This window comes from Thalassococcus profundi (genome assembly GCF_003344785.1).
Classification (GTDB): domain Bacteria; phylum Pseudomonadota; class Alphaproteobacteria; order Rhodobacterales; family Rhodobacteraceae; genus Puniceibacterium; species Puniceibacterium profundi.
The window spans coordinates 96,701-116,727 of record NZ_QPMK01000012.1; the positions used below are offsets into that span (position 1 = coordinate 96,701).

General features: G+C 66.5%; 17 protein-coding genes and 1 tRNA gene. 14 read left to right on the top strand and 4 right to left on the bottom strand.

The window, feature by feature from the left end:
• The first annotated feature begins 347 nt into the window (after positions 1 to 347).
• The 14 genes from DU478_RS15050 to xylB all read left to right on the top strand — a co-directional run bounded on the left by DU478_RS15050 (position 348) and on the right by xylB (position 14,976).
• Positions 348 to 1,601, top strand: a complete 1,254-nt coding sequence (locus DU478_RS15050) for an AAA family ATPase (RefSeq protein ID WP_114511793.1) — start codon at positions 348 to 350, stop codon at positions 1,599 to 1,601.
• Positions 1,602 to 1,612: 11 nt separating this feature from the next.
• A complete protein-coding gene (locus tag DU478_RS15055) occupies positions 1,613 to 3,046 on the top strand; it encodes a CpaF family protein (RefSeq protein ID WP_114511794.1) in 1,434 nt (477 codons plus the stop codon).
• A gap of 7 nt (positions 3,047 to 3,053) precedes the next feature.
• Entirely contained in the window at positions 3,054 to 4,019 is a 966-nt protein-coding gene (locus tag DU478_RS15060) for a type II secretion system F family protein (protein WP_114511795.1), read from the top strand.
• A gap of 12 nt (positions 4,020 to 4,031) precedes the next feature.
• Complete coding sequence (locus DU478_RS15065; protein WP_114511796.1) at positions 4,032 to 5,012, top strand: type II secretion system F family protein; 981 nt, start codon at positions 4,032 to 4,034, stop codon at positions 5,010 to 5,012.
• 2 nt (positions 5,013 to 5,014) lie between these two features.
• The gene (locus tag DU478_RS15070) at positions 5,015 to 5,575 is read left to right on the top strand and encodes a tetratricopeptide repeat protein (RefSeq protein ID WP_114511797.1); all 561 of its coding nucleotides are present in this window, start codon (positions 5,015 to 5,017) and stop codon (positions 5,573 to 5,575) included.
• Positions 5,576 to 5,604: 29 nt separating this feature from the next.
• Complete coding sequence (locus DU478_RS15075) at positions 5,605 to 6,471, top strand: tetratricopeptide repeat protein (RefSeq protein WP_114511798.1); 867 nt, start codon at positions 5,605 to 5,607, stop codon at positions 6,469 to 6,471.
• A 3-nt stretch (positions 6,472 to 6,474) separates the two neighbouring features.
• Entirely contained in the window at positions 6,475 to 6,969 is a 495-nt protein-coding gene (locus tag DU478_RS15080) for a prepilin peptidase (RefSeq protein ID WP_114511799.1), read from the top strand.
• A 224-nt stretch (positions 6,970 to 7,193) separates the two neighbouring features.
• Positions 7,194 to 8,501 (top strand): ATPase, encoded by a 1,308-nt coding sequence (locus DU478_RS15085; protein ID WP_114511800.1) that lies wholly within the window; start codon positions 7,194 to 7,196, stop codon positions 8,499 to 8,501.
• A gap of 126 nt (positions 8,502 to 8,627) precedes the next feature.
• A tRNA-Met gene (locus DU478_RS15090) sits at positions 8,628 to 8,704 on the top strand.
• A 116-nt stretch (positions 8,705 to 8,820) separates the two neighbouring features.
• A complete protein-coding gene (locus DU478_RS15095) occupies positions 8,821 to 9,474 on the top strand; it encodes an ABC transporter ATP-binding protein (protein ID WP_114511801.1) in 654 nt (217 codons plus the stop codon).
• Positions 9,471 to 11,870: an FtsX-like permease family protein gene (locus DU478_RS15100; protein ID WP_233501320.1), complete on the top strand. Its 2,400-nt coding sequence runs from the start codon at positions 9,471 to 9,473 to the stop codon at positions 11,868 to 11,870. The genes DU478_RS15095 and DU478_RS15100 overlap by 4 nt, the downstream gene beginning before the upstream one ends.
• A complete protein-coding gene (locus tag DU478_RS15105; RefSeq protein WP_233501321.1) occupies positions 11,860 to 12,930 on the top strand; it encodes a lipocalin-like domain-containing protein in 1,071 nt (356 codons plus the stop codon). Before DU478_RS15100 ends, DU478_RS15105 begins: the two co-directional genes overlap by 11 nt.
• Entirely contained in the window at positions 12,923 to 13,459 is a 537-nt protein-coding gene (locus tag DU478_RS15110; RefSeq protein ID WP_114511802.1) for a pyridoxamine 5'-phosphate oxidase family protein, read from the top strand. The genes DU478_RS15105 and DU478_RS15110 overlap by 8 nt, the downstream gene beginning before the upstream one ends.
• A gap of 59 nt (positions 13,460 to 13,518) precedes the next feature.
• The gene (gene xylB, locus DU478_RS15115) at positions 13,519 to 14,976 is read left to right on the top strand and encodes a xylulokinase (protein ID WP_114511803.1); all 1,458 of its coding nucleotides are present in this window, start codon (positions 13,519 to 13,521) and stop codon (positions 14,974 to 14,976) included.
• Between the two features lie 322 nt (positions 14,977 to 15,298).
• On the opposite strand, the gene DU478_RS15120 is transcribed toward xylB, so the two are convergent.
• The 4 genes from DU478_RS15120 to DU478_RS15135 are packed head-to-tail and all read right to left on the bottom strand — an operon-like array spanning position 15,299 to position 19,800.
• Positions 15,299 to 16,414, bottom strand: a complete 1,116-nt coding sequence (locus tag DU478_RS15120; RefSeq protein ID WP_114511804.1) for a sensor histidine kinase — start codon at positions 16,412 to 16,414, stop codon at positions 15,299 to 15,301.
• On the bottom strand, positions 16,383 to 16,859 hold the full coding sequence (locus DU478_RS15125; RefSeq protein ID WP_114511805.1) for a response regulator: 477 nt from the start codon (positions 16,857 to 16,859) through the stop codon (positions 16,383 to 16,385). Before DU478_RS15125 ends, DU478_RS15120 begins: the two co-directional genes overlap by 32 nt.
• Positions 16,856 to 19,093 (bottom strand): sensor histidine kinase, encoded by a 2,238-nt coding sequence (locus DU478_RS15130; RefSeq protein WP_114511806.1) that lies wholly within the window; start codon positions 19,091 to 19,093, stop codon positions 16,856 to 16,858. Before DU478_RS15130 ends, DU478_RS15125 begins: the two co-directional genes overlap by 4 nt.
• Before the next feature lie 2 nt (positions 19,094 to 19,095).
• Complete coding sequence (locus tag DU478_RS15135; protein WP_158545794.1) at positions 19,096 to 19,800, bottom strand: response regulator; 705 nt, start codon at positions 19,798 to 19,800, stop codon at positions 19,096 to 19,098.
• Positions 19,801 to 20,027: the final 227 nt, after the last annotated feature.

A 20,027-nucleotide genomic window follows, 5' to 3' on the forward strand; every position in this document is an offset into this window, starting at 1 on the left:
ATCCCGGTGCCGCCAGGCGGACCGGGATTTTTTCTTGGTTGGGTAAGGGGTTACGGCGCCATACAGTCTTGGTAGCCTTGCAGTAAGGGCGCATTCGATTGCCGGACCGCATGTTCCATCTGAAAGCTGCACGAAACATCGACCGCGTCGCCCGCTCACAATCTCCGAAAACCGTACAATTACGATCTTTTGGCCCCAATGTTGCCGCCTTTTCCCGGCAGGTTCACGGCATGGGATAGGTCCGTCCGGCAGAAGCCGGGTTGGCCAAGTCCGGACCCGGAAAGCGGCTGCCACAGCGCGCCCCCCATGCCGGGACCGGAGCTGGACAGACAAAGGATGTGAGGCACATGACGAGTTCGACGACGATGAACGACGATCCGGGTCCGATCAGGGCCTGCACGATCAGCCGGGATGTGCAGAACTTCGATCTTCTCATCGAGGACATGGAATCGATCCTGGGCGAAGCCTGGGGCGATCTTGGATTCGAGGATGCGCAAGCGTTCCTGAACCAGCCTGACGCCGGCAGCCTGGAATTCGTCGCCATGGCCATCGACGAGATCGACGAGGCCGACCTGGCGCAGTTGACCGGCATCATTACCACGGCAAAAGCCCGCAATATCAAGGTGATCCTCATTGCAGAGGATGTCACCCCCGCCTCGCTGCACCAGCTTCTGCGCACCGGCGCGGACGAGTTCGTGCCCTACCCGTTGCCCGAATCGGAACTCGAAGCCGCGGTGATGCGCCTGCGCGCTCCCGCTCCGGCGGCGATGACGGCCGCCGCGGCGCCGGCAGGCGCCGACGCGGGCGTCAAGCTGCACGGCGGCGGAGACGGTGTGCTGATCGCCGTGCAAGGCCTTGCAGGTGGTTGCGGTGCCACGACGCTGGCAGTGAACCTGGCCTGGGAACTCGCCACGGTCAGCAAGGACAAGCCGCCGCGCGTCTGCCTGATCGACCTCGGCCTGCAATTCGGCGCGGTCGCGACCTATCTCGACCTGCCCCGCCGTGATTCGGTGCTGGAACTGCTGTCGGACATCGAAAGCATGGACGGCGACAGCTTCGGCCAGGCGCTGGTGTCCTTCGAGGACAAGCTGCAGGTCTTCACCGCCCCCGCCGACATCCTGCCGCTCGACATGCTGGGGTCCGAGGACGTGGCAAAGCTGCTGGACGTGGCACGCGAACACTTCGACTACGTCGTCGTCGACATGCCGCAGACGCTCGTGCAGTGGTCCGAAACGGTGCTGAACGCGGCACAGGTCTATTTCGCCATGGTCGAGCTCGACATGCGCTCGGCCCAGAACGCCCTGCGTCTCAAGCGCGCGCTGCAATCCGAGGAACTGCCCTTCGAGAAACTGCGCTTCCTGCTGAACCACGCGCCGAAATTCACCGACCTGCAGGGTAAAAGCCGGGTCAAGCGCATGGCCGAAAGCCTGGGCATCTCGATCGACGTGCAACTGCCCGACGGCGGGCGGGTGGTCGGCCAGGCCTGCGATCACGGCATGCCGCTGGCCAGCCATTCGGCCAAGAACCCGCTGCGCAAGGAAATCGCCAAGCTTGCGGCGTCGCTGCACCGGATCGGCCAGTCCGATGCCGAAGCCGCCTGAAGGAGACTGCCATGTTTTCACGCTACAAGAAGAACCAGGGCGCGGCCCCGGCGACCCCTGTCGCCGAACAGGCGCCGCTCACGCAATCGGTGGAAGCGAACAAGCTTTCCATGCGCAAGCCGATGCCCAAGCGCCCGGTCGAGGTCGCCGCGCAGGACAAGGACAAGAAACGCAAGGAACGCCTGGGCGAGATCAAGCTCGAACTGCACCGGGCGCTGCTCGACAACCTGAACCTCGCTGCCATCGACACCGCGACGGACAAGGACCTGCGCGACGAGATCAGCGCCATCGCCAGCGAGGCTTTGCAGGAAAAGGGTATCGTGCTCAACCGCGAAGAACGCCTGACCCTGAACCAGGAGCTGTACGACGAGGTCAAGGGCCTCGGCCCGCTCGAGACGCTGCTCAAGGACGACACGGTGTCGGATATCCTGGTCAACGGCCCGCAGCAGATCTTCATCGAACAGAACGGCAAGCTGTCGCTCTCGGACGTGACCTTCAAGGACGAACGCCACCTGATGCGGATCATCGACAAGATCGTGTCGGCCGTGGGCCGGCGCGTCGATGAATCCAACCCCTATGTCGACGCCCGTCTGGCCGACGGATCGCGTTTCAACGCCATGGTGCCGCCCATCGCGGTCGACGGCAGCCTGGTGTCGATCCGGAAGTTCAAGAAGGACAAGCTGGGTATCGACGACCTCGTGCGCTTCGGCGCCTTCACCGAAGAAATGGCCGTCTACCTGCAGGCGGCCGTCGCCTGCCGGCTCAACATCATCGTGTCTGGCGGTACCGGTTCCGGCAAGACCACCACGCTTAACGCGCTGTCCTCCTTCATCGACGACAGCGAGCGGATCCTGACCATCGAGGACACGGCGGAACTGCAACTGCAGCAGACACACGTGGGTCGGATGGAAAGCCGCCCCGCCAACGTCGAGGGCAAGGGCGCCGTCACCCCGCGCGACTGCCTCAAGAACGCGCTGCGGATGCGCCCCGACCGCATCATCGTCGGCGAAACCCGCGGCGAGGAGGTCATCGACATGCTGCAGGCCATGAACACCGGCCACGACGGGTCAATGACCACGATCCACGCCAACAGCGCCCGCGACGGCGTCAGCCGTCTCGAGAACATGATCGCCATGGCCGGGATCGAGATGCCGCTCAAGGCGATGCGCAGCCAGATCAGCTCGGCCGTGAACCTCATCGTGCAGGCCAGCCGCCTTCAGGACGGCTCGCGCCGCATGACCTCGATCACCGAGATCACCGGCATGGAAGGCGAGGTCATCTCCATGCAGGAGCTGTTCCGCTATCAGCGCGTGGGCCTGACGCCGGACAACAAGATCATCGGCCATTTCACCGCCACCGGCGTGAGAAGCCATTATTCGGAACGGTTCAAGATGTGGGGCTACGATCTTCCGCCCTCGATCTACGAGCCCATGGGGCAGGGGTAACACGGCTATGCTCAGCGCAGAACCAATCATCTACGGGCTGATCTTCATCAGCGTTCTGGTCCTGGTCGAAGGGGCGTACCTGCTTGTCTTCGGCAAGTCGATCAGCCTCAACAACCGCGTCAACCGCCGCTTGCAGATGCTCGACAAGGGTACGCAGCGGCAGGAAGTGCTGGCCAAGCTCCGCAAGGAGATGGACCAGCACATGAAGTCGCGGTCGGTACCGCTTTATTCCCTGCTCGCGGATCGCGCGCAGAAGGCCGCCATCGCCTTTACCCCGAAACAGCTGATGCTGATCATGGTGCTGGTCAGCTTCGTCGCGTTCTTCGGGCTTTCGGCGGGGACCGAGGCCACCCTGCCCGTCCGTATCGTCATGGGCATCGTCATGGGTGTCGGCGGCGTCTTCATGTGGGTGAATTTCAAGGCCAAGAAACGGCTTGGCATGATCGAGGAACAGCTGCCCGACGCGGTCGAGCTGATGGTGCGCTCCCTGCGCGTCGGCCATCCGTTCTCGTCGGCGATTTCCATCGTGTCGAAGGAGATCCAGGATCCGCTGGCCACCGAATTCGGCATCATCGCCGATGAGGCCACCTATGGCCGCGATATCGGCGAGGCGCTCAAGCACATGGCCGAACGGCTCGACATGCAGGATCTGCGCTTTCTCGCCGTCGCCGTGGCGATCCAGCAGCAGTCGGGCGGCAACCTGGCCGAGATCCTCGAAGGTCTCGCCAAGGTGATCCGCGCCCGTTTCCGCCTGTTCCGCAAGGTCAAGGCGATCACCGCCGAAGCGCAGTGGTCGGGCAAGTTCCTGTCCGGCTTCCCGCTGGGCGCGCTGATCGTGATCCAGATCACCGATCCGCATTACTACGACGACGTGCTCGACCACCCGTGGTTCATTCCGGCCTGCTTCATCGTCGGCATCTTTCTCGCGCTGAACCTGATCGTCATGCGCATCCTCGTGAACATCAAGGTATAGGGGCGCCCGACCATGGATCTCATCACCAACCTCAACGCGATGATCACCGACCTGCTGGGCCCCGCCGGTCCGCTCATCGTCGTGGGCGGCCTCGGGTTCATCATGATCCTGTCCACCATCCCGATGCTTCTGAGCCAGAAGCCCGATCCGATGGACAAGCTGATCGAGAAATCCGGGCGCAAGAAGCTCGAAGAGAACACCAAGGCGGTGCTGCGCGACAACCGCCGCAACGAGAAACTGAACAAATACGCGCAGTTCCTCGAACCGCAGGACGAAAAGGAACTGTCGGCGGTGCGGCTGCGCCTGCTGCAGGCGGGCTACCGCACCAAGGATGCGGTGCGCTACTTCTACTTCGCGCAGTTCACCCTGGGCATCGGCCTGCTGGTCGCCGGCGTGAGCTATTTCCTGCTGTTCATCGGCAAGGAACAGGCGACCACCCAGCAGATGCTGCTCTACTGCCTCGGGCCGGGTGCCGCGGGCTACATGTTTCCCAAGTACTGGATCACCCGCCGCGTTGCCGCCCGCAAGGAAGAGATCGAAAGCGGCTTTCCCGACGCGCTCGACATGATGCTGGTCTGCGTCGAGGCGGGCCAGAGCATGGACCAGGCGATCGTGCGGATCTCAAAGGAACTGCGCGCATCCTACCCCAACCTCGCCGACGAATTCGAACTTGTGAGCTTCGAGATGAAGGCGGGCAAGGACAAGTCCCAGGTGCTGGCCGACATGTCCGAACGCTGCGGCGTGCAGGACGTGAGCTCTTTCGTGACCGTGCTCAACCAGTCGCAGTCCTTCGGCACCTCGATTTCCGACGCCCTGCGGGTCTACGCCGACGAAATGCGTGACAAAAGGGTCATGCGTGCGGAAGAAAAGGCAAACAAGCTGCCGACAAAGATGACCCTGACCACTATGATGCTGACGGTGCCGCCGCTGCTGATCATTCTCGTGGGTCCGTCCGCGGTGGGCATCACCGAGATGGGCAATATCGGAAACTGACCATGCGCCTTGGCCTTACGGGCTGCGCCATCTGCACGATCCTCCTGGCCGCCTGTACTCCGGGCGGCCAATCCGCGTCCGACGGCCGGGTCTTCGCCCCCGACATCGACCCCCGCGGCGAAGCGGTGGACGGCCTCGTGGTGGGCCACCGCCTGATGGAAGCGGGCCAGCACGAACTGGCGCTTGAGGCCTTCCAGCGCGCCGCCGCCAGCCGCGGCCTCACAGGCGAGATGCTGACAGCGCTCGGCAGCGCCAACCTCGGGCTCGGGCGCCTGAACCAGGCCGAGGACCTGCTGCGCCGCGCCGTCGAGGAAGAACCGGAATGGCCCGAAGCCTGGAACAATCTGGGCGTCGTGCTGCTGGAGCGCGACAAATCCTCCGAAGCCGCCGAGGTCTTCCGCAAGGCCTTCGCGCTCGACAATGGCCAAAGTGACTCAATTCGCGACAATCTGCGCTTGGCGCTCGCAAAACGCGATAATTCTCTGTATGGTCCTGAACCAGAAGAAGACTTCAAACTGTTGCGCCGCGGGATGAGCACCTACATCATCCGCCGCGCATCGTGACGAGGCAAGAGCAGTAAAAGGACGCAAAGATGCGCCACCCTATCCTTCTTTCCCTCTGCGCGGCAGGGGTGATCGGCTTGTCCGCATGTGGCGACAAGAAAACCGGTCCCGAAGTCGATCGCGCCTTCCAGAACGTCAACGTGGTGGACGAAACCAACCTCAACGAGGTGATGCTGACCGTCGCCGATCCCAACGAAGGCGTGTCGTATTTCCAGCGCGCGCTCGCGGACACCCCCGACCGCATCGACCTGCAACGCGGGCTGGCCATGTCCCTGATCCGCGCCAAGCGCGTGACCGAAGGCGTGTCGGCCTGGGCCGCGGTGGCAGAGCACGCCGACGCCACCCATGCGGACAAGGTGGAACTGGCCGATGCCCGCATCCGCGCCAGCGACTGGGACGGCGCCGCGGCGGCGCTCAACAGCATCCCGCCCACTTACGAGACCTTCAAGCGCTACCGGCTCGAGGCGATGATCGCCGACAGCCAGAAGAACTGGAAGAAGGCCGATGCCTTCTACGAAACCGCGGTGGGCCTGACCACGACGCCCGCTTCGGTGATGAACAACTGGGGCTATTCCAAGCTCACCCGCGGCGATTTTCCGGCCGCCGAACGGCTCTTCTCCGATGCCATCCGCCAGGAAAACGACCTTTTCACCGCCAAGAACAACCTCGTGCTCGCGCGCGGCGCGCAAGGCAACTACGTGCTGCCTGTGGTGCCGATGACCCAGGAAGAACGCGCGCAGCTGCTGCACACCCTCGGGCTCGCCGCCGTCAAGCGCGGCGACGTGGAAACCGGCAAGGGCCTCTTCCGCGAGGCGGTCGACACCCACCCGCAGCATTTCGAAGCCGCCGTGCGGTCCCTGCGGGCGCTCGAAGAGAACATGACGAACAAGGGCTGAGGCGTGCAGATCCCCGCCTTTGCAGCGCTCTGCTTTTTGCCCTTCGTGCTGCCGCTCTGCCTCTACACGGTCTTCACCGACATGCGCGACATGCGCATCAAGAACCACGCGGTGGTGGCGCTCTTCGCAGTCTATGCGGTGATCGGCCTGTTTGTCCTGCCCCTGGACATTTACCTCTGGCGCTATGTCGCGCTGATCGTGGTGCTGGTGCTGGGCATCGCCTTCAACATGGCCGGCGTGCTGGGCGCGGGCGACGCGAAATTCGCCGCCGCCGCCGCACCGCTGATCTGGCCCGGCGACGCGGCGCTGGTCATGCTGCTCTTCGCCGCCAACCTGCTTGCCGCCTTCTGCGCCCACCGGCTGGCCAAGCACACCCGCCTGCGCGACATCGCCCCGCACTGGAAAAGCTGGGTCACGGGATCGAAATTTCCCATGGGCATGGCCCTGGGCGGCACGCTGGCCATCTACCTGACCCTGGGCGCGGCTTTGGGCAGCTGATGGCACGTCAGTCCTTCTTCGGTTCACAATAACCCTCAGAGAGCACGAGAGACTGGTCTCTCGTATCGCCCGAAGGGCGATTGCGCCTCCCAGCGCACGGCGTCTCCCGTATCGCTCGAAAGCCCATTCCGCCCTGCCCCGGCAAAGCCAATCCCCAGCCCTCAGATTGCCACAAAATCCCTGTTCACTCGCGCCAAAGCAGACCCAGCACAGGCCCGATTCCGATGAACATGCAGACCAGCAACGTGATGGCCCCGCCCCCGCCCAAGCGGATCGAGGACATGCTTCTGCCGATGGTGATGATGCGCGACATCATGCTAAAGACGCTGTTTCGCAAGAACACCAATAATGTAAGCGATTTGGCCCGCGCGCTCTGTCTGCCGATCCCGATCACCCAGGAACTGATCGACCTGGCGCGCAGCCAGTCCCTGCTCGAGGCAATGGGCACGCTCAGCGCCAGCGCCGGCAGCGAGATGTCCTACCAGCTCACCGATGCCGGCAAGGCGCGGGCGCTGGATGCGCTGGCGCAGTCGGAGTACTTCGGCGCCATGCCGGTGCCGTTGGCGATCTACCGCGAACAGGTCGAGCGTCAGTCGATCCGCAACGTCCACCTGACCCGCGAGCAGCTGACCTCTGCAATGGGCCACCTGATCCTGCCGCCCAGCCTCTTGGGCAACCTCGGCCCCGCCGTCGGTGCAGGCCGGTCGATCCTGATGTACGGTCCCCCGGGCAACGGCAAATCCTCGATTTCGAACGGCATCCGCGACGCGATGGGCGACAAGATCTACGTCCCCCGCGCCATTGAATATTCCGGCCAGGTCATCACCGTCTACGACCCGATCGTGCATTCCAAGGCCGAAGAGTTGGTGGACGACCCGACCCGCCTGCGCCGCAACAACAGCTTCGACAGCCGCTACGTCATGTGCCAGCGCCCCACCGTCATCACCGGTGGCGAACTGTCTCTGGACATGCTGGACCTCGTCTACAACCCCACCGCGCGCACCTACCAGGCGCCGCTGCAGCTGAAATCCACCGGCGGCATCTTCATCGTCGACGACCTTGGCCGGCAGGCCGAACCGCCGCAGAAGTTGGTCAACCGCTGGATCGTGCCGCTCGAGGAATCCAAGGACATCCTTGCCCTGCAATCGGGCGAGAAATTCGAGGTGCCCTTCGACACGCTGGTGATCTTCTCGACCAACTTCCACCCCAACGAGATCTTCGACAAGGCCGCGCTGCGCCGGATCTTCTTCAAGATCAAGATCGACGGCCCCAGCCAGGAGGATTTCCTCAAGATCTTCGCCATGGTGGCGCGCAAGAAGAAGATGCAGCTGTGCGAAAAGTCGCTCGTGCACCTGCTCAAGAACAAGTACCCGACCATCGACAACACCTACGCGAACTACCAGCCGGTGTTCCTCATCGACCAGATGATCGCGGTCTGCGACTTCGAGGGCATCCCCTACAAAATGACGCCTGACCTGGTCGACCGCGCCTGGGCCAACATGTTCGTCAAGGACGAGGTCATCGTCAAATAACCGTCGCCGCGGCCCGTCCTTCCCCGTGTTTCCGGGGCGCTGGATTGCCGCCGCGACCCTTGCGAATACCGGCGATTTTTGCGCTTGACGGGGGCGGCGGGCTGCCTTACCCACCGCCCACGGTACGGCGCGGTAGCTCAGTTGGTTAGAGCGAACGACTCATAATCGTTAGGTCGGGAGTTCGAGTCTCCCCCACGCCACCACCCCCTTTCCCGCTTTTGACCCCGCCCTCTGCGACCGATGCGCGCTGACGGCCTGTCGCCCTTTAACCGCGGCGCGGGTCCGCTAGATATCACGCCACCGGCAATGGAGGCCCCCCGTGCTCGACGCGCAAAACCTGGTGAAATCCTACCCCAGCGCGGGGCGCAGGCTCGAGGTGTTGCGCGGTGTGTCACTGCATATGGCGGCGCGCGAAAGCGTGGCCCTGACCGGCGAGAGCGGATCGGGCAAGAGCACGCTTTTGCACCTTCTGGGCTGTCTCGACACCCCCGACGCGGGTCGCATCAGCTTGCAAGACACCGTTTTGCACGACCTTGATGAAACCGGCCGCGCGGCGATGCGCCGGTCCCGGATCGCCGTTATCTTTCAACAGCTTAACCTCATTCCCTCACTCACCGTCGCGCAGAACCTGAGCTTTCAGGCGCGGCTGGCAGAGCGTTTCGACGCCGACTGGACCGCTGAACTGACCGACCGGCTGGGGCTCGCCGACCTGCTCGACCGCTACCCCGAGCAGCTCTCGGGCGGACAGCAGCAGCGCGTCGCCATCGGCCGCGCCGTCGCCCTGCGGCCCGAGGTGGTGCTGGCCGACGAACCCACCGGCAACCTGGACGAAGCCACCGCCGACACGGTGCTCGACCTGATGCTGGATCTCGCACGCGACAGCGGCGCCGCCTTCCTAATGGTTACCCATTCGCCCCGGCTGGCCGCGCGGCTCGACCGGCGGCTGCACCTGGAAAAAGGCCGGATCGTGTGAACCGGACGGCCTTCCTCGCCCTGCTGTCGCACTGGCGGCGGCACCCGGTGCAACTGGTCACGCTCTGCGTCGGGCTGATGCTGGCGACGGCGCTCTGGTCCGGCGTGCAGGCGGTCAATGCCGAGGCGCGCGCGAGCTACGACCGCGCCGCCGCCGACCTGGGCCAGACGCCGCTGCGGCGGCTGACCGGCGACGGTCCGGTCCCCATTGCCGAATTCGTCGCCCTGCGCCGCGCCGGCTGGCTGGTCAGCCCGGTGATCGAGGGCGACCTGCCGCTGGCCACCGACAGCCTGCGTCTCATCGGGGTCGATCCCCTCACCACCCCGCCCCGCCCCGGACTGGAGCCTCTGCTGGAGGGCGGTGACGCGCTGCCCCGGTTCCTCTCGGTCGACGGGCTGATGATCGTCGCGCCCGAAACCGCGCCGCTGCTCGACGGTCCGGGCCTGCCGCCGCATATCCAGTCCGCACAGGTGCCCCCCGGCACCGCGCTGGTCGATTTCCGCCTGGCGCAAAGGCTGCTGGGCCGCGACGGCGTTGACCACCTGCTCGTGGCGCGTGAACAGCCCATGGGCCTGCCGCCGCTGTCGGAGGTCACCGACCTGACGCTCACCGAAGATCAGGCGGGCGGCGACCTCGCGCAGCTCACCCGCAGCTTTCACCTCAATCTCACCGCCTTCGGCCTGCTGGCCTTTGCCGTGGGGCTCTTCATCGTGCAATCGGCGATCGGCCTGGCCTTCGAGCAGCGCCGCTCGGCGATTCGCACCCTGCGCGCGCTCGGCGTGCCGCTGCGGCGGCTGATGGCGCTGCTGGCGGCGGAGTTGCTGGCGCTGGCGACGCTCTCGGGCCTTGCGGGCATCGCCCTGGGCTACGTCATCGCGGCGGCACTCTTGCCCGGCGTCGCGGCCACACTGCGCGGCCTCTACGGCGCCGAGGTGTCGGGCCAGCTGGGGTTCGATCCGCTCTGGGCGGTCTCGGCTCTGGCCATAAGTCTGCTCGGCGCCGCAGCCGCCGGGGCGCAATCGCTCTGGCGCGTGTCGCAGATGCCGATCCTGTCGCCGGCGCAGCCCCGCGCCTGGGCGCGCGCCTCGCAACGGGCGATCCTGACGCAGCTGGCCGTAGCGGTCGCCCTGCTGGCGCTGTCCGGAGCGCTGGCGTTCTGGGGCGGGTCGCTGGTGGCGGGGTTCGCCTGCCTCGCCGCGCTCCTGATCGGCGCGGCGCTGGCCCTGCCCGCGCTGCTTCTGGGCCTGCTGGCGTTGCTGCAACGGGCGCCGCGTGGGGTGCTGGGCGAATGGCTGTTGGCCGATGCGCGCCAGCAGGTCCCGCCGCTGTCCCTGGCGCTGATGGCGCTGCTGCTGGCGCTGGCCGCCAACATCGGCGTCGGCACCATGGTGGGATCGTTTCGCGACACCTTCACCGGCTGGCTGGACCAGCGGCTGGCGGCCGAGCTGTACGTCACCGCGCGCGACCCGGCAGAGGCCGAAGACCTGCGCGCCTACCTGGAACCGCGCGCCGACGCGCTCTTGCCGATCTGGTCGGTGGACCTGCCCCTGCGCGGCGCGCCCGCCGAGGTCTTCGGCATCGTCGATCATGCCACCTATCGCGACAACTGGCCCCTGCTCGACGCCGTGCCCGATGTCTGGGACCGCGTCGCCGACGGCACCGGCGTGCTGATCAACGAACAGCTGGCCCGGCGCGAGGACATCGCACTTGGCGCACGGCTGGAGATCACGCCCGATTGGCAGCTGCCCGTCGCGGGTGTCTATTCCGACTACGGCAACACCCGCGGCCAGGCGATCACCGGAATCGACGCGCTGAGCCAGCGCTTTCCCGACCGCCCGCGCCTGCGCTACGCCGTGCGCCTGCCCTCCTATCAAGTATCCGAGGTCCAGACCGCGCTGCGCGCCGACTTCGGCCTGCCCGAGGCAAACGCCATCGACCAGTCCGCCGTGAAACGCTTTTCGCTCGACGTGTTCGACCGCACCTTCCTGGTGTCCGAAGCACTCAACGTCCTGACCCTCGGCGTCGCGGCCTTTGCCATGCTGACCAGCCTGCTGAGCCTCTCGGGCCTGCGCCTGCCGCAACTCGCCCCGGTCTGGGCGCTTGGCCTCACGCCCCGGCGGCTCGCAATCTTCGAAGTGGCGCGCACCGTCCTGCTGGCGCTCCTGACCTGCCTGCTGGCGATCCCGCTGGGGCTGGCGTTGGCCTGGGTGCTGCTCAACATCGTCAACGTCGAGGCCTTCGGCTGGCGTTTGCCGATGACGCTGTTCCCCGCCGACTGGATCTGGCTCGCGCTCTGGGCCACGCTGGCGGCGCTCGCGGCTTGCCTCTGGCCGGTGCTGCGCCTCACGCGACTGCCGGCCGCCGATCTGCTGAGGGTCTTTGCCAATGAACGCTGACGCGCTGCTGAAATCCTGCCTTGCCGCGATTGGGCTGATGCTCGGCGCCCTGCCCGCGGGCGCGCAAGGCTTTGCCGGTCTGGGCACCGCATCGGCAGATTTCGCGCAGCCCGACCGCGACCGCGCCCTGCAATTCCCGGCGGACCACGCCGCCCATCCCGGCTACCGCATCGAATGGTGGTACCTGACCGCGAACCTGACCGGCCCCGACGGCACGCCGATGGGCCTGCAATGGACGCTCTTTCGCAGCGCACTGGCGCCGGGTGGCACGGATGACGGGCCGGAACAGCTCTGGATGGGCCATGCCGCCGTGACCACGCCGGACATGCACCTTGTCGCGGAACGGCTGGCGCGGGGCGGGATCGGCCAGGCAGGGGTCACGCTGGAGGGGTTCGAAGCCTTCATCGACGACTGGGCCATGCGCAGCACCGGCGGCGCCGATCCGCTGGACAGCCTGCGTGTCAGCGCGCGCGGGACGGACTTCGCCTATGACATCGACCTCGCCGCGCAAGGCCCGATCGTGCTGCAGGGCGACCACGGCTATTCGATGAAATCCGCCGGCGGCGCCGTCAGCTACTACTATTCGCAGCCCTTCTACGAGGTCGCCGGCACCGTCACCCTGCCCTCGGGCCCCGTGGAGGTCACCGGGCAGGCGTGGCTCGACCGCGAATGGTCGTCGCAACCGCTGGCCGAGGACCAGACCGGGTGGGACTGGATTTCTCTGCACCTCGACTCCGGCGCCAAGCTCATGGGATTCGGCCTGCGCAGCCGCGACGGCGGGCATTTCACCTCCGCCACCTGGGTCGCGCCCTCGGGCGAGGTCACGTCCTACGGCGACGGCACCCTGCAGCTGGAGCCTCTCGCGCAGACCGAGGTGGCCGGACGCCGGGTGCCTACCCGGTGGCGGGTGCGCCTTCCCGACCAGAATGTCGACCTCGAAATCGACGCCGTCAACGGCGACGCCTGGATGGACACCGCGTTTCCCTACTGGGAAGGCCCGGTGCGCATCACCGGCAGCCATGGAGGACGCGGCTACCTGGAGATGACCGGGTATGAGTGACACCCCGACGCTGGACAGATTTCTGTCACACGCGCTGGCGCTGATCGGCGGTCCGGGCAGCGGCCCCCTGCTCACGCTGGGTACTCTCGGCCAGGACGGTCCTCGCCTGCGCAGCGTGATGCTGCGCCGCTACATCCCCGCCACGGCAGAGGCCGAGATCCACACCGACCGCGGCTCGGACAAGGTGGCCGAAATCGCCGCCGATCCGCGGGTGAGCCTGCACCTTTGGGATGCTAAGGCGCTGGTGCAGCTGCGTCTTTCCGGCCGGGCGCACATGATCCATGCGGACACCGCGCGCTGGACCGAGGTTCCGGACAACAGCCGCACCAGCTACGGCAAGGCGCCGCCGCCGGGCAGACCCATCGACGGACCCGACGCCTTTGCGCTGGACACCGATGTGGCGCATTTCACCGCGGTGCGGATCGTGCTCTCACGGGCCGATGTGCTGCATCTGGACCCCGACCGGCACCGCCGCGCCCTTTATCGACGGACGCAGGGCGGCTGGCAGGGGCACTGGGTCAGCCCCTGATTGCACCCGCGCGGAAACCGCGCCATGTTACCGCTACCTTTCGGAAACACGGGACGGTCATGTACCTCGGCATCGACATCGGCACCTCTGCGGTCAAGGTCTGTCTGGCCGACGCCGGCCTCTCCAGCGTCGCCACGGAGAGCCAGCCTCTGACCATTTCGCACCCCCGTCCTGGCTGGAGCGAACAGAACCCGCAGGATTGGTGGACCGCCGTCCGCACAGCCACCCGCGCGCTGCTGGCCAAGAATCCGGGCGCGGCGGACAGGCTCCGGGCCATCGGCCTGTCGGGGCAGATGCATGGCGCGGTGCTGCTGGACGCCGGCGGCGCCGTGCTGCGGCCTGCGATCCTGTGGAACGACGGGCGCAGCGATGCGGAATGCACCGCCCTGGAACAGGCGCACCCAGAACTTGCGGCCATCGCGGGCGTCCGTCCCATGGCGGGCTTCACCGCGCCGAAGCTGCTCTGGCTGCACCGGCACGAACCGGAGATCCACGCCCGCATCGCCCGGATCCTGCTGCCAAAGGATTACATCGGCCACCGGCTGCACGGCGGCTTTGTCACCGACCCCTGCGACGCCGCCGGGACCTGGTGGTTCGACGAGGCGGACCGAATCTGGTCCGACCGCCTCTGCGCCGCCACCGCCACCGATCCCGATTGGCTGCCGCGCGTGGTGCCGGGCACCGAAACCGCCGGAACGCTGACCGCAGAGGCCGCCGCCGAGCTCGGTCTGCCCGCTGGCCTGCCGGTCGCCGCCGGTGCGGGCGACGCGGCGGCGGGGGCCATCGTCGTGGGCGCCGTGGCGCCGGGCCGCGGCTTTGTCTCGCTCGGCACCTCGGCGCAGCTTTTCGTGGCCTCGGACCGCTATGCGGCCGCCCCCGACCGGGGGCTGCATTCCTACGCCCACTGCCTGCCCGGCCTGTGGTTCCAGATGGCCGCGATGCTGAACGGCGCGCGCCCGATGAGCTGGTTCGCCGAAGCAATCGGCCAACCGGTGGCCCAACTGGTTGCAGAGGCCGATGACGCCCGGCTCGACCGCGTGCCGCTATTCCTGCCCTACCTGACCGGCGAGCGGACGCCGCATGGCGACACGGCGATCCGCGGCGCCTTCTACGGCCTGGGCAACGACACCGGCCGGGCCGAGATGATGCGGGCGATCATGGACGCGATCGCCTATTCGCTGGCCGACGCCTGCGACGCGGTGGGGTCGGTCACCGCCCTGCCCGATCCGCTGCTGGCAATCGGCGGTGGGACCCGCAGCGATCTGCTGTTGCAGACCATCTCCGACGTGCTCGACCGCCCGGTGCACCGCGGACGCGACGCGGATGTGGGTCCGGCGCTCGGCGCGGCCCGGCTGGGAGCCGTCGCCTGTGGCGCGGCCCAGCCAAGCGACATAGGATCGGTGCCCGAGACCGACAAGCGGTTCCTGCCGCGCCCGACGGCGCGGCACGCAGATCGCCTGGAGGCATACCGGGCGCTCTACCCGGCACTGCAAAAGCTGCGCGACATGCCGTTCTGATCTTGCCAGACCGGTGTTGCGGGCGGTCAAGCCGGCCCTCCTCTACCGGAATGCCCGATTCGCCCAGCGCGGTCCGTCGGTTTACTGCTGCGCCTCCTGCCTGGCGAACGCGTCTCTCCCGGTCATCCGGCCAGGACCCTTGGTCGTCCGGCACATCCCCGGCTCGGCTGGTGCAGCCCCTCGGTCGACTGGTGCGCCCCCTGCTTGGGGAACCTGTCTCTCAAGGTCATCCGGCGCGCCGGCAGGTCGACCGGCCTGGGCCCTTGGTTGCCCCTGCCCGGCTGGCGCAAACCATGTCGGGCCCATGGGCCGCGGCGGGTCGTCATGCCCGTTTGCAGGTCAGTTCCGCAGGCGGCGCCGTGGCAAGGCGGGCGCGTGGCATCGCAAAGGCAAAGACCGCGCCCCCGGCCGCGCCGGCTTCGCACCAGATCGTACCGCCGTGGCGATCGAGGATCTTCTTGCAGGTTGCCAGACCCAAGCCTGTGCCGGGCAGATGCGCACGACCGGGAATGCGTTTGAACGGATCGAAAATACCCCGCCGGAACGGTTCCGGCACGCCGATGCCGTTGTCCGCGACCCGCACCACGGCGCCACCCCCGTCGCTCAGCGATGCGCTGATCGTGATCCGCGGCGGGGCTTCGCCGCGGTACTTGAGCGCATTCGAGAGCAGGTTCTGCAGCAGTTGCGACACCTGCGGCGGCGAGCAATGCAGCATCACGTCTTCGAAGTCACGGCTAACCGCGGCGCCGCCGGCGGCGATCTCCTGAGACAGGGCGGTTTCGGCTCGTCCGATCAACTCCGTCAACAGCGTCTCCTTGAATTCGACCTCGCGATCGTGACGGATGTGCGCGGCGAGGCTGTCCACAAGTTCGGCCATCTGCGCGCTGGCCAGGCACAGGTCCTGCGCGCAGTCGCGAACCTCGTCCATATCGCCGCGCGCGACATCGTCCTGGATTTGCTCTGCCAGCGCTCTTACGGCCCGGATCGGCGCCTTGAAATCGTGGACGAGCACGTCGGAAAAGCTCATGAGGTCGTCCTGACGCGCCCGGTCCTTCCAGCGGCGCTCGGCTCGGTCCTGCGCGCCGGACACCAGGCGGTCCAGGCCCTCGGGCGTGATCGCCCGCTTGCCGATGTAGTCCACGGCACCGGCCTGGATCGCGCTTTTGGCGATGTCCTCGTCGCCCTGGCCGGTCATCAGAACGATCCCGGCCCGGGGCCAGAGGGACAGCAGCCGCGCCAGGATATCGAGCCCGCTGCGCCCCGGCAACCGGTGGTCGAGCAGGACGATATCCGGCACCGCGGCGTCGAAATCAAAGGCTTGTGCGGCCCGGTTCGCCTCGAAGACCGCGGCATCGGGCCGCACAGCTTTCAGGCTGCGGCGGATCGCCTTCCGGTCGCCGGCGTCGTCATCGACGATCAAGATGGTCAGGTCGGGCATGCGCGTCTCCGCCAGGTCTGATTTCGGGTAGGACGACGGTGGTCCAGTAGTGATTCAAAAGCTCGATGAACCGGGCGTGGTCCTGTTTGAGGACATAGCCCGCCACGTGTTCGTCATAAGCCGCCTCGCGATCCTCGACCGTATCGGAACTGGTCAGCAGGAACACCACCGCGCGGTGCAGGTCCGGATCGGCGCGCAGCGTCCGGATGAACTCAAGCCCATCCATCCGCGGCATGTTGATATCGGTCAGCACCAGGAACCGGTCCGGCATCGGACCATGCGCCCCGCGCAGGAGGTCCAGCGCGGCGACCCCGTCGACCGCCCGCAGCACAGTGCCGGCGGCGGTCGATCCGGACAAGGCGCGGCGCATCGCCTTGGCATCGGCGTCGTCGTCCTCGACCAGGACCACCGTCAGCCGCGGATGCTCGACCGCCAGCACGCTCATGCCGCCACCTGTGTGGTGCCGGCGCCTGATTTGGGCCAGTAGATGCGCACTTCGGTCCCGCGTCCGGTGTCCGACCCGATCTCGGCCCGCCCCCCGGCCAGCGTCAGGTATTTCGCCACGATGGCCAGACCCATGCCGCTTGATTCGTGCTCGTCGCGGGACTTCAGCGTCTGGAACATCTCGAACACCTTGCGATGGTATTCCGGCGCGATGCCCGGGCCGTCGTCGGCGACTGTGAAGACCTGTTCGTCGCCCAAGTCGCGCGCCGAGACGCGGACCGTGCCGCGGGGCCGGTCGTGATGGGAAATGGCGTTCGAGAGCAGGTTCACAAGAATGGTCTGGAGCGGTGTGTTGAGCATTGTCATGCCAAGGAAACTGTCTTCGAAGATAAGGTCGAACCCGTCCGGCGGGTCCAGTAGCGCTGCAAGGTCGCGGGCCATTTCCTCGCCCGTCACTTCGCGCGAGGGCTGTTCGTGGCGACCGATGCGGGCATGGCGCAGCAGGTCGTCGAGCAGCCGGTGCATGCGCGCGACACGTCCCCGCAGCATGCCCAGGCTCTCACGGGTGTCTTCGGTCAGGACCTCCGCAAGATCCTCTTCGAGCCAGCGCGACGCGTTGTCGATGACCCGCAGCGGCGCCTTGAGATCATGCGAGGCGACATAGGCGAACTTGTCGAGTTCCGCATTCGACCGCTCCAGCTTTGCGACCAGGTCGGCCACGGCGCGGTCGGCCCTGTGCCGTTCGGTCACATCGCGCGCCACCACGATCACCTGCCGGACGCCGGCATATTCCGATGCGCTCACGGTGATCTCGAGCGGAACCTCGGTGCCATCGCGGCGCCTGGCGGTCAGCGCCAGCCCGCGGTGCACCGCCGGCCGCTCCACGCTGAGTTCCAATGGCATCAATGTCTGCACCGGACGGCCGGTCACCTGCTCCGCCGGCCAGCCGAAGAGCGCCTCTGCGGCCGGGTTCAACCCTTCGATCAAACCGTCCGGCGACAGGGTGAGGATGGCATCGGCCGCCCCCTCCATGATCGCATGGAAGCGCGTGTTTTCCCGCACGAGGTCATTGGTGAGCGCGGTGAAGCTGTCGGCGAGATGCCCGATTTCGTCACCTTCGCCGGGCGGAAAGGTGATCGGTGCGCCCGTGTCGCGCGCCGCCTGTATCCGCGCGTTGAGCCGGATCAGGGGATGCACGATCTGCCCGCCCATGACCGTCGCCACGGCACCGGCCAACAGCACCAGGCAGGTGCCCAGCAAGGCTTCGGCGGGCAGGGTCTGGCGCGCCTGAGAGAGGATCGAGCCGAAGGCATATTCGGTGATCACCTGGTGGTCGAAGGGCTGATGGGCGGCGCCCGGCCGGATCGGGAGCCGATACAGCAGCCGATCGTTCAGGACCGTCAGCGGTCCTTCATCCGCCTGCGGTCCGTCCACGACAAGCCCCAGGGGCGGCACCCAGTCGGGATCGGCACGAAACCGCATCACCGGCGGCTCTTCCGCGTTGTCGAAGACCATGTAGTCGCCAGCGTCGTTCACCACCGTGACCCGGTCGCTCGGCGCCAGCCGGGGCTGAGCCGAGAGCAGCGTATTTTCGTAATCGGCATTGATCACCACGACACCGAAAAACGCGCCCTCCGGATCGAAGACCGGTCGCACGAAGCGCAGCGTCGGGGGGCCGGTCACCTGTCCGTTTTCACGGTTGGGCGTGATGCGGGAAAAGTAGCTTTGCCCGGCGCCAAGCCTGTCGCCGGCGGCCAGGTAAGGCTCTGCGCCCTTGATTTGCAGCGCATCCCACGCGACCACTTCAACATCGTCACCACTGCGGTTCACGCGCACGATCTCGCGCCAGTTGTCAGCGGCGCGGATCAGGCGAATCTGGGTATAGGCCGGCCGCACCGTGATCAGGCCCGCAAAGACGGCCCCGAGGCGTGACCGCAGGTCGGACAGCTGGGATCGGGCGGCGCCCGGATCCGCCATCGCAAGGTCGGTGACCGTCGGAAGCTCGGCCAACACCCGCGCATCTAGCTCGATCAGGCGAAAAGCGTCCTCGATCCGGTCGGCATAGACGGCCGCCGCCTGTTCGATTCGGTCCACGGCCACGGTGTATTCGCGGTCCCGCGCGTTCCAGTAGTGCAGCGCCGAGAGGCTGAACGTCGCCAGAACGGTCACCGCGACCGAGGCCACAGCCAGCAGCGTCAGCTTTGTCCTCAGAGTGATACCGGCGCGGGAGAGCATGGTCAGTGCCTCCGGTCTCCGACCCTCAGGCCCGCGGGGTCGGCGGCCAGCTGCCGCGCGATGGCGCTTGCGTCGCCGGGCGGGCGATCAAGCACGGTGCCCAGATCCTCGAGGAACTGGAACACTTCCTTGCACGACCGCTCCATCGCCAGGAGGTTGTCGGTGAGGATGGTATCGGTGCTGCCGGTTCCGCGCGCCGACCGGACCCGCCGCAGCATCGCGGACATGATCGCACGCATTTCAGGCGCACAGGCATCCGAGAACCGTTCGACGATGCCGCGCAGGCTTTCGCGCAGGGCGCGTTCCTCCGCGATGGCGGCCATCAGGATGCGCCGTTCGATGGCGGTCGAGATCGATTTGCGGATCATGTCCGGGCTGATCTCGTCCTTGATCAGGTAGTCCGAACAACCGCTTTTCATGGCATCGATGATGACGTCATGGCTGTCGACGCTGGTGACCATGATCGAGATCGCCTGGCCCTGCTTCGGATGCGAAACCACTTCGGCAAGCGCGTCGAGACCGGTTTCAAACTCGAGATGATAATCGAGAAAGATCAGATCGAAGCGTTGCAGATCGAGCTTGCGGCGCATCGTATCGATATCGGTCGCCTCCGCCACCTCGAGCTTGAGCCCGGCCTTCCGGCACAGGCGGCGCAGGCGCTTGCGGTCCATTTCGTTGTCATCGACCACCAGCGCATGCAGCGCCATGACCTTTCCGGCGGCAACCGGGACAAGAGACTCTTCTTTTCTGGCGCTACTTTGCATGGTGGCGTTTCCTTTCCGGCGCTCGTGTCAGGCCACTTTTGCGTCTCAGCTTTTAAGGTCAGGTAAATGGCGCTCGGCCAGGTCGTGAAAATTCGCGGCAAGCCGGCGGCTCCGCCTTGTCCTCGGGGCCCGCATGGCGTTCTATCCGGGCACCTGAAAACAAGGACCGC

What these genes read in the sequence shown, in the direction of transcription:
- DU478_RS15050 (WP_114511793.1), top strand. Translation starts at nt 348, where the DNA reads ATGACGAGTTCGACGACGATGAACGACGATCCGGGTCCGATCAGGGCC.
- DU478_RS15075 (WP_114511798.1), top strand. Translation starts at nt 5,605, where the DNA reads ATGCGCCACCCTATCCTTCTTTCCCTCTGCGCGGCAGGGGTGATCGGC.
- DU478_RS15110 (WP_114511802.1), top strand. Translation starts at nt 12,923, where the DNA reads ATGAGTGACACCCCGACGCTGGACAGATTTCTGTCACACGCGCTGGCG.
- DU478_RS15135 (WP_158545794.1), bottom strand. Translation starts at nt 19,800, where the DNA reads ATGGCGCTGCATGCGCTGGTGGTCGATGACAACGAAATGGACCGCAAG.
- DU478_RS15060 (WP_114511795.1), top strand. Translation starts at nt 3,054, where the DNA reads ATGCTCAGCGCAGAACCAATCATCTACGGGCTGATCTTCATCAGCGTT.
- DU478_RS15055 (WP_114511794.1), top strand. Translation starts at nt 1,613, where the DNA reads ATGTTTTCACGCTACAAGAAGAACCAGGGCGCGGCCCCGGCGACCCCT.
- DU478_RS15130 (WP_114511806.1), bottom strand. Translation starts at nt 19,093, where the DNA reads ATGCTCTCCCGCGCCGGTATCACTCTGAGGACAAAGCTGACGCTGCTG.
- DU478_RS15105 (WP_233501321.1), top strand. Translation starts at nt 11,860, where the DNA reads ATGAACGCTGACGCGCTGCTGAAATCCTGCCTTGCCGCGATTGGGCTG.
- DU478_RS15070 (WP_114511797.1), top strand. Translation starts at nt 5,015, where the DNA reads ATGCGCCTTGGCCTTACGGGCTGCGCCATCTGCACGATCCTCCTGGCC.
- DU478_RS15065 (WP_114511796.1), top strand. Translation starts at nt 4,032, where the DNA reads ATGGATCTCATCACCAACCTCAACGCGATGATCACCGACCTGCTGGGC.
- DU478_RS15085 (WP_114511800.1), top strand. Translation starts at nt 7,194, where the DNA reads ATGAACATGCAGACCAGCAACGTGATGGCCCCGCCCCCGCCCAAGCGG.
- xylB (WP_114511803.1), top strand. Translation starts at nt 13,519, where the DNA reads ATGTACCTCGGCATCGACATCGGCACCTCTGCGGTCAAGGTCTGTCTG.
- DU478_RS15120 (WP_114511804.1), bottom strand. Translation starts at nt 16,414, where the DNA reads ATGCCCGACCTGACCATCTTGATCGTCGATGACGACGCCGGCGACCGG.
- DU478_RS15125 (WP_114511805.1), bottom strand. Translation starts at nt 16,859, where the DNA reads ATGAGCGTGCTGGCGGTCGAGCATCCGCGGCTGACGGTGGTCCTGGTC.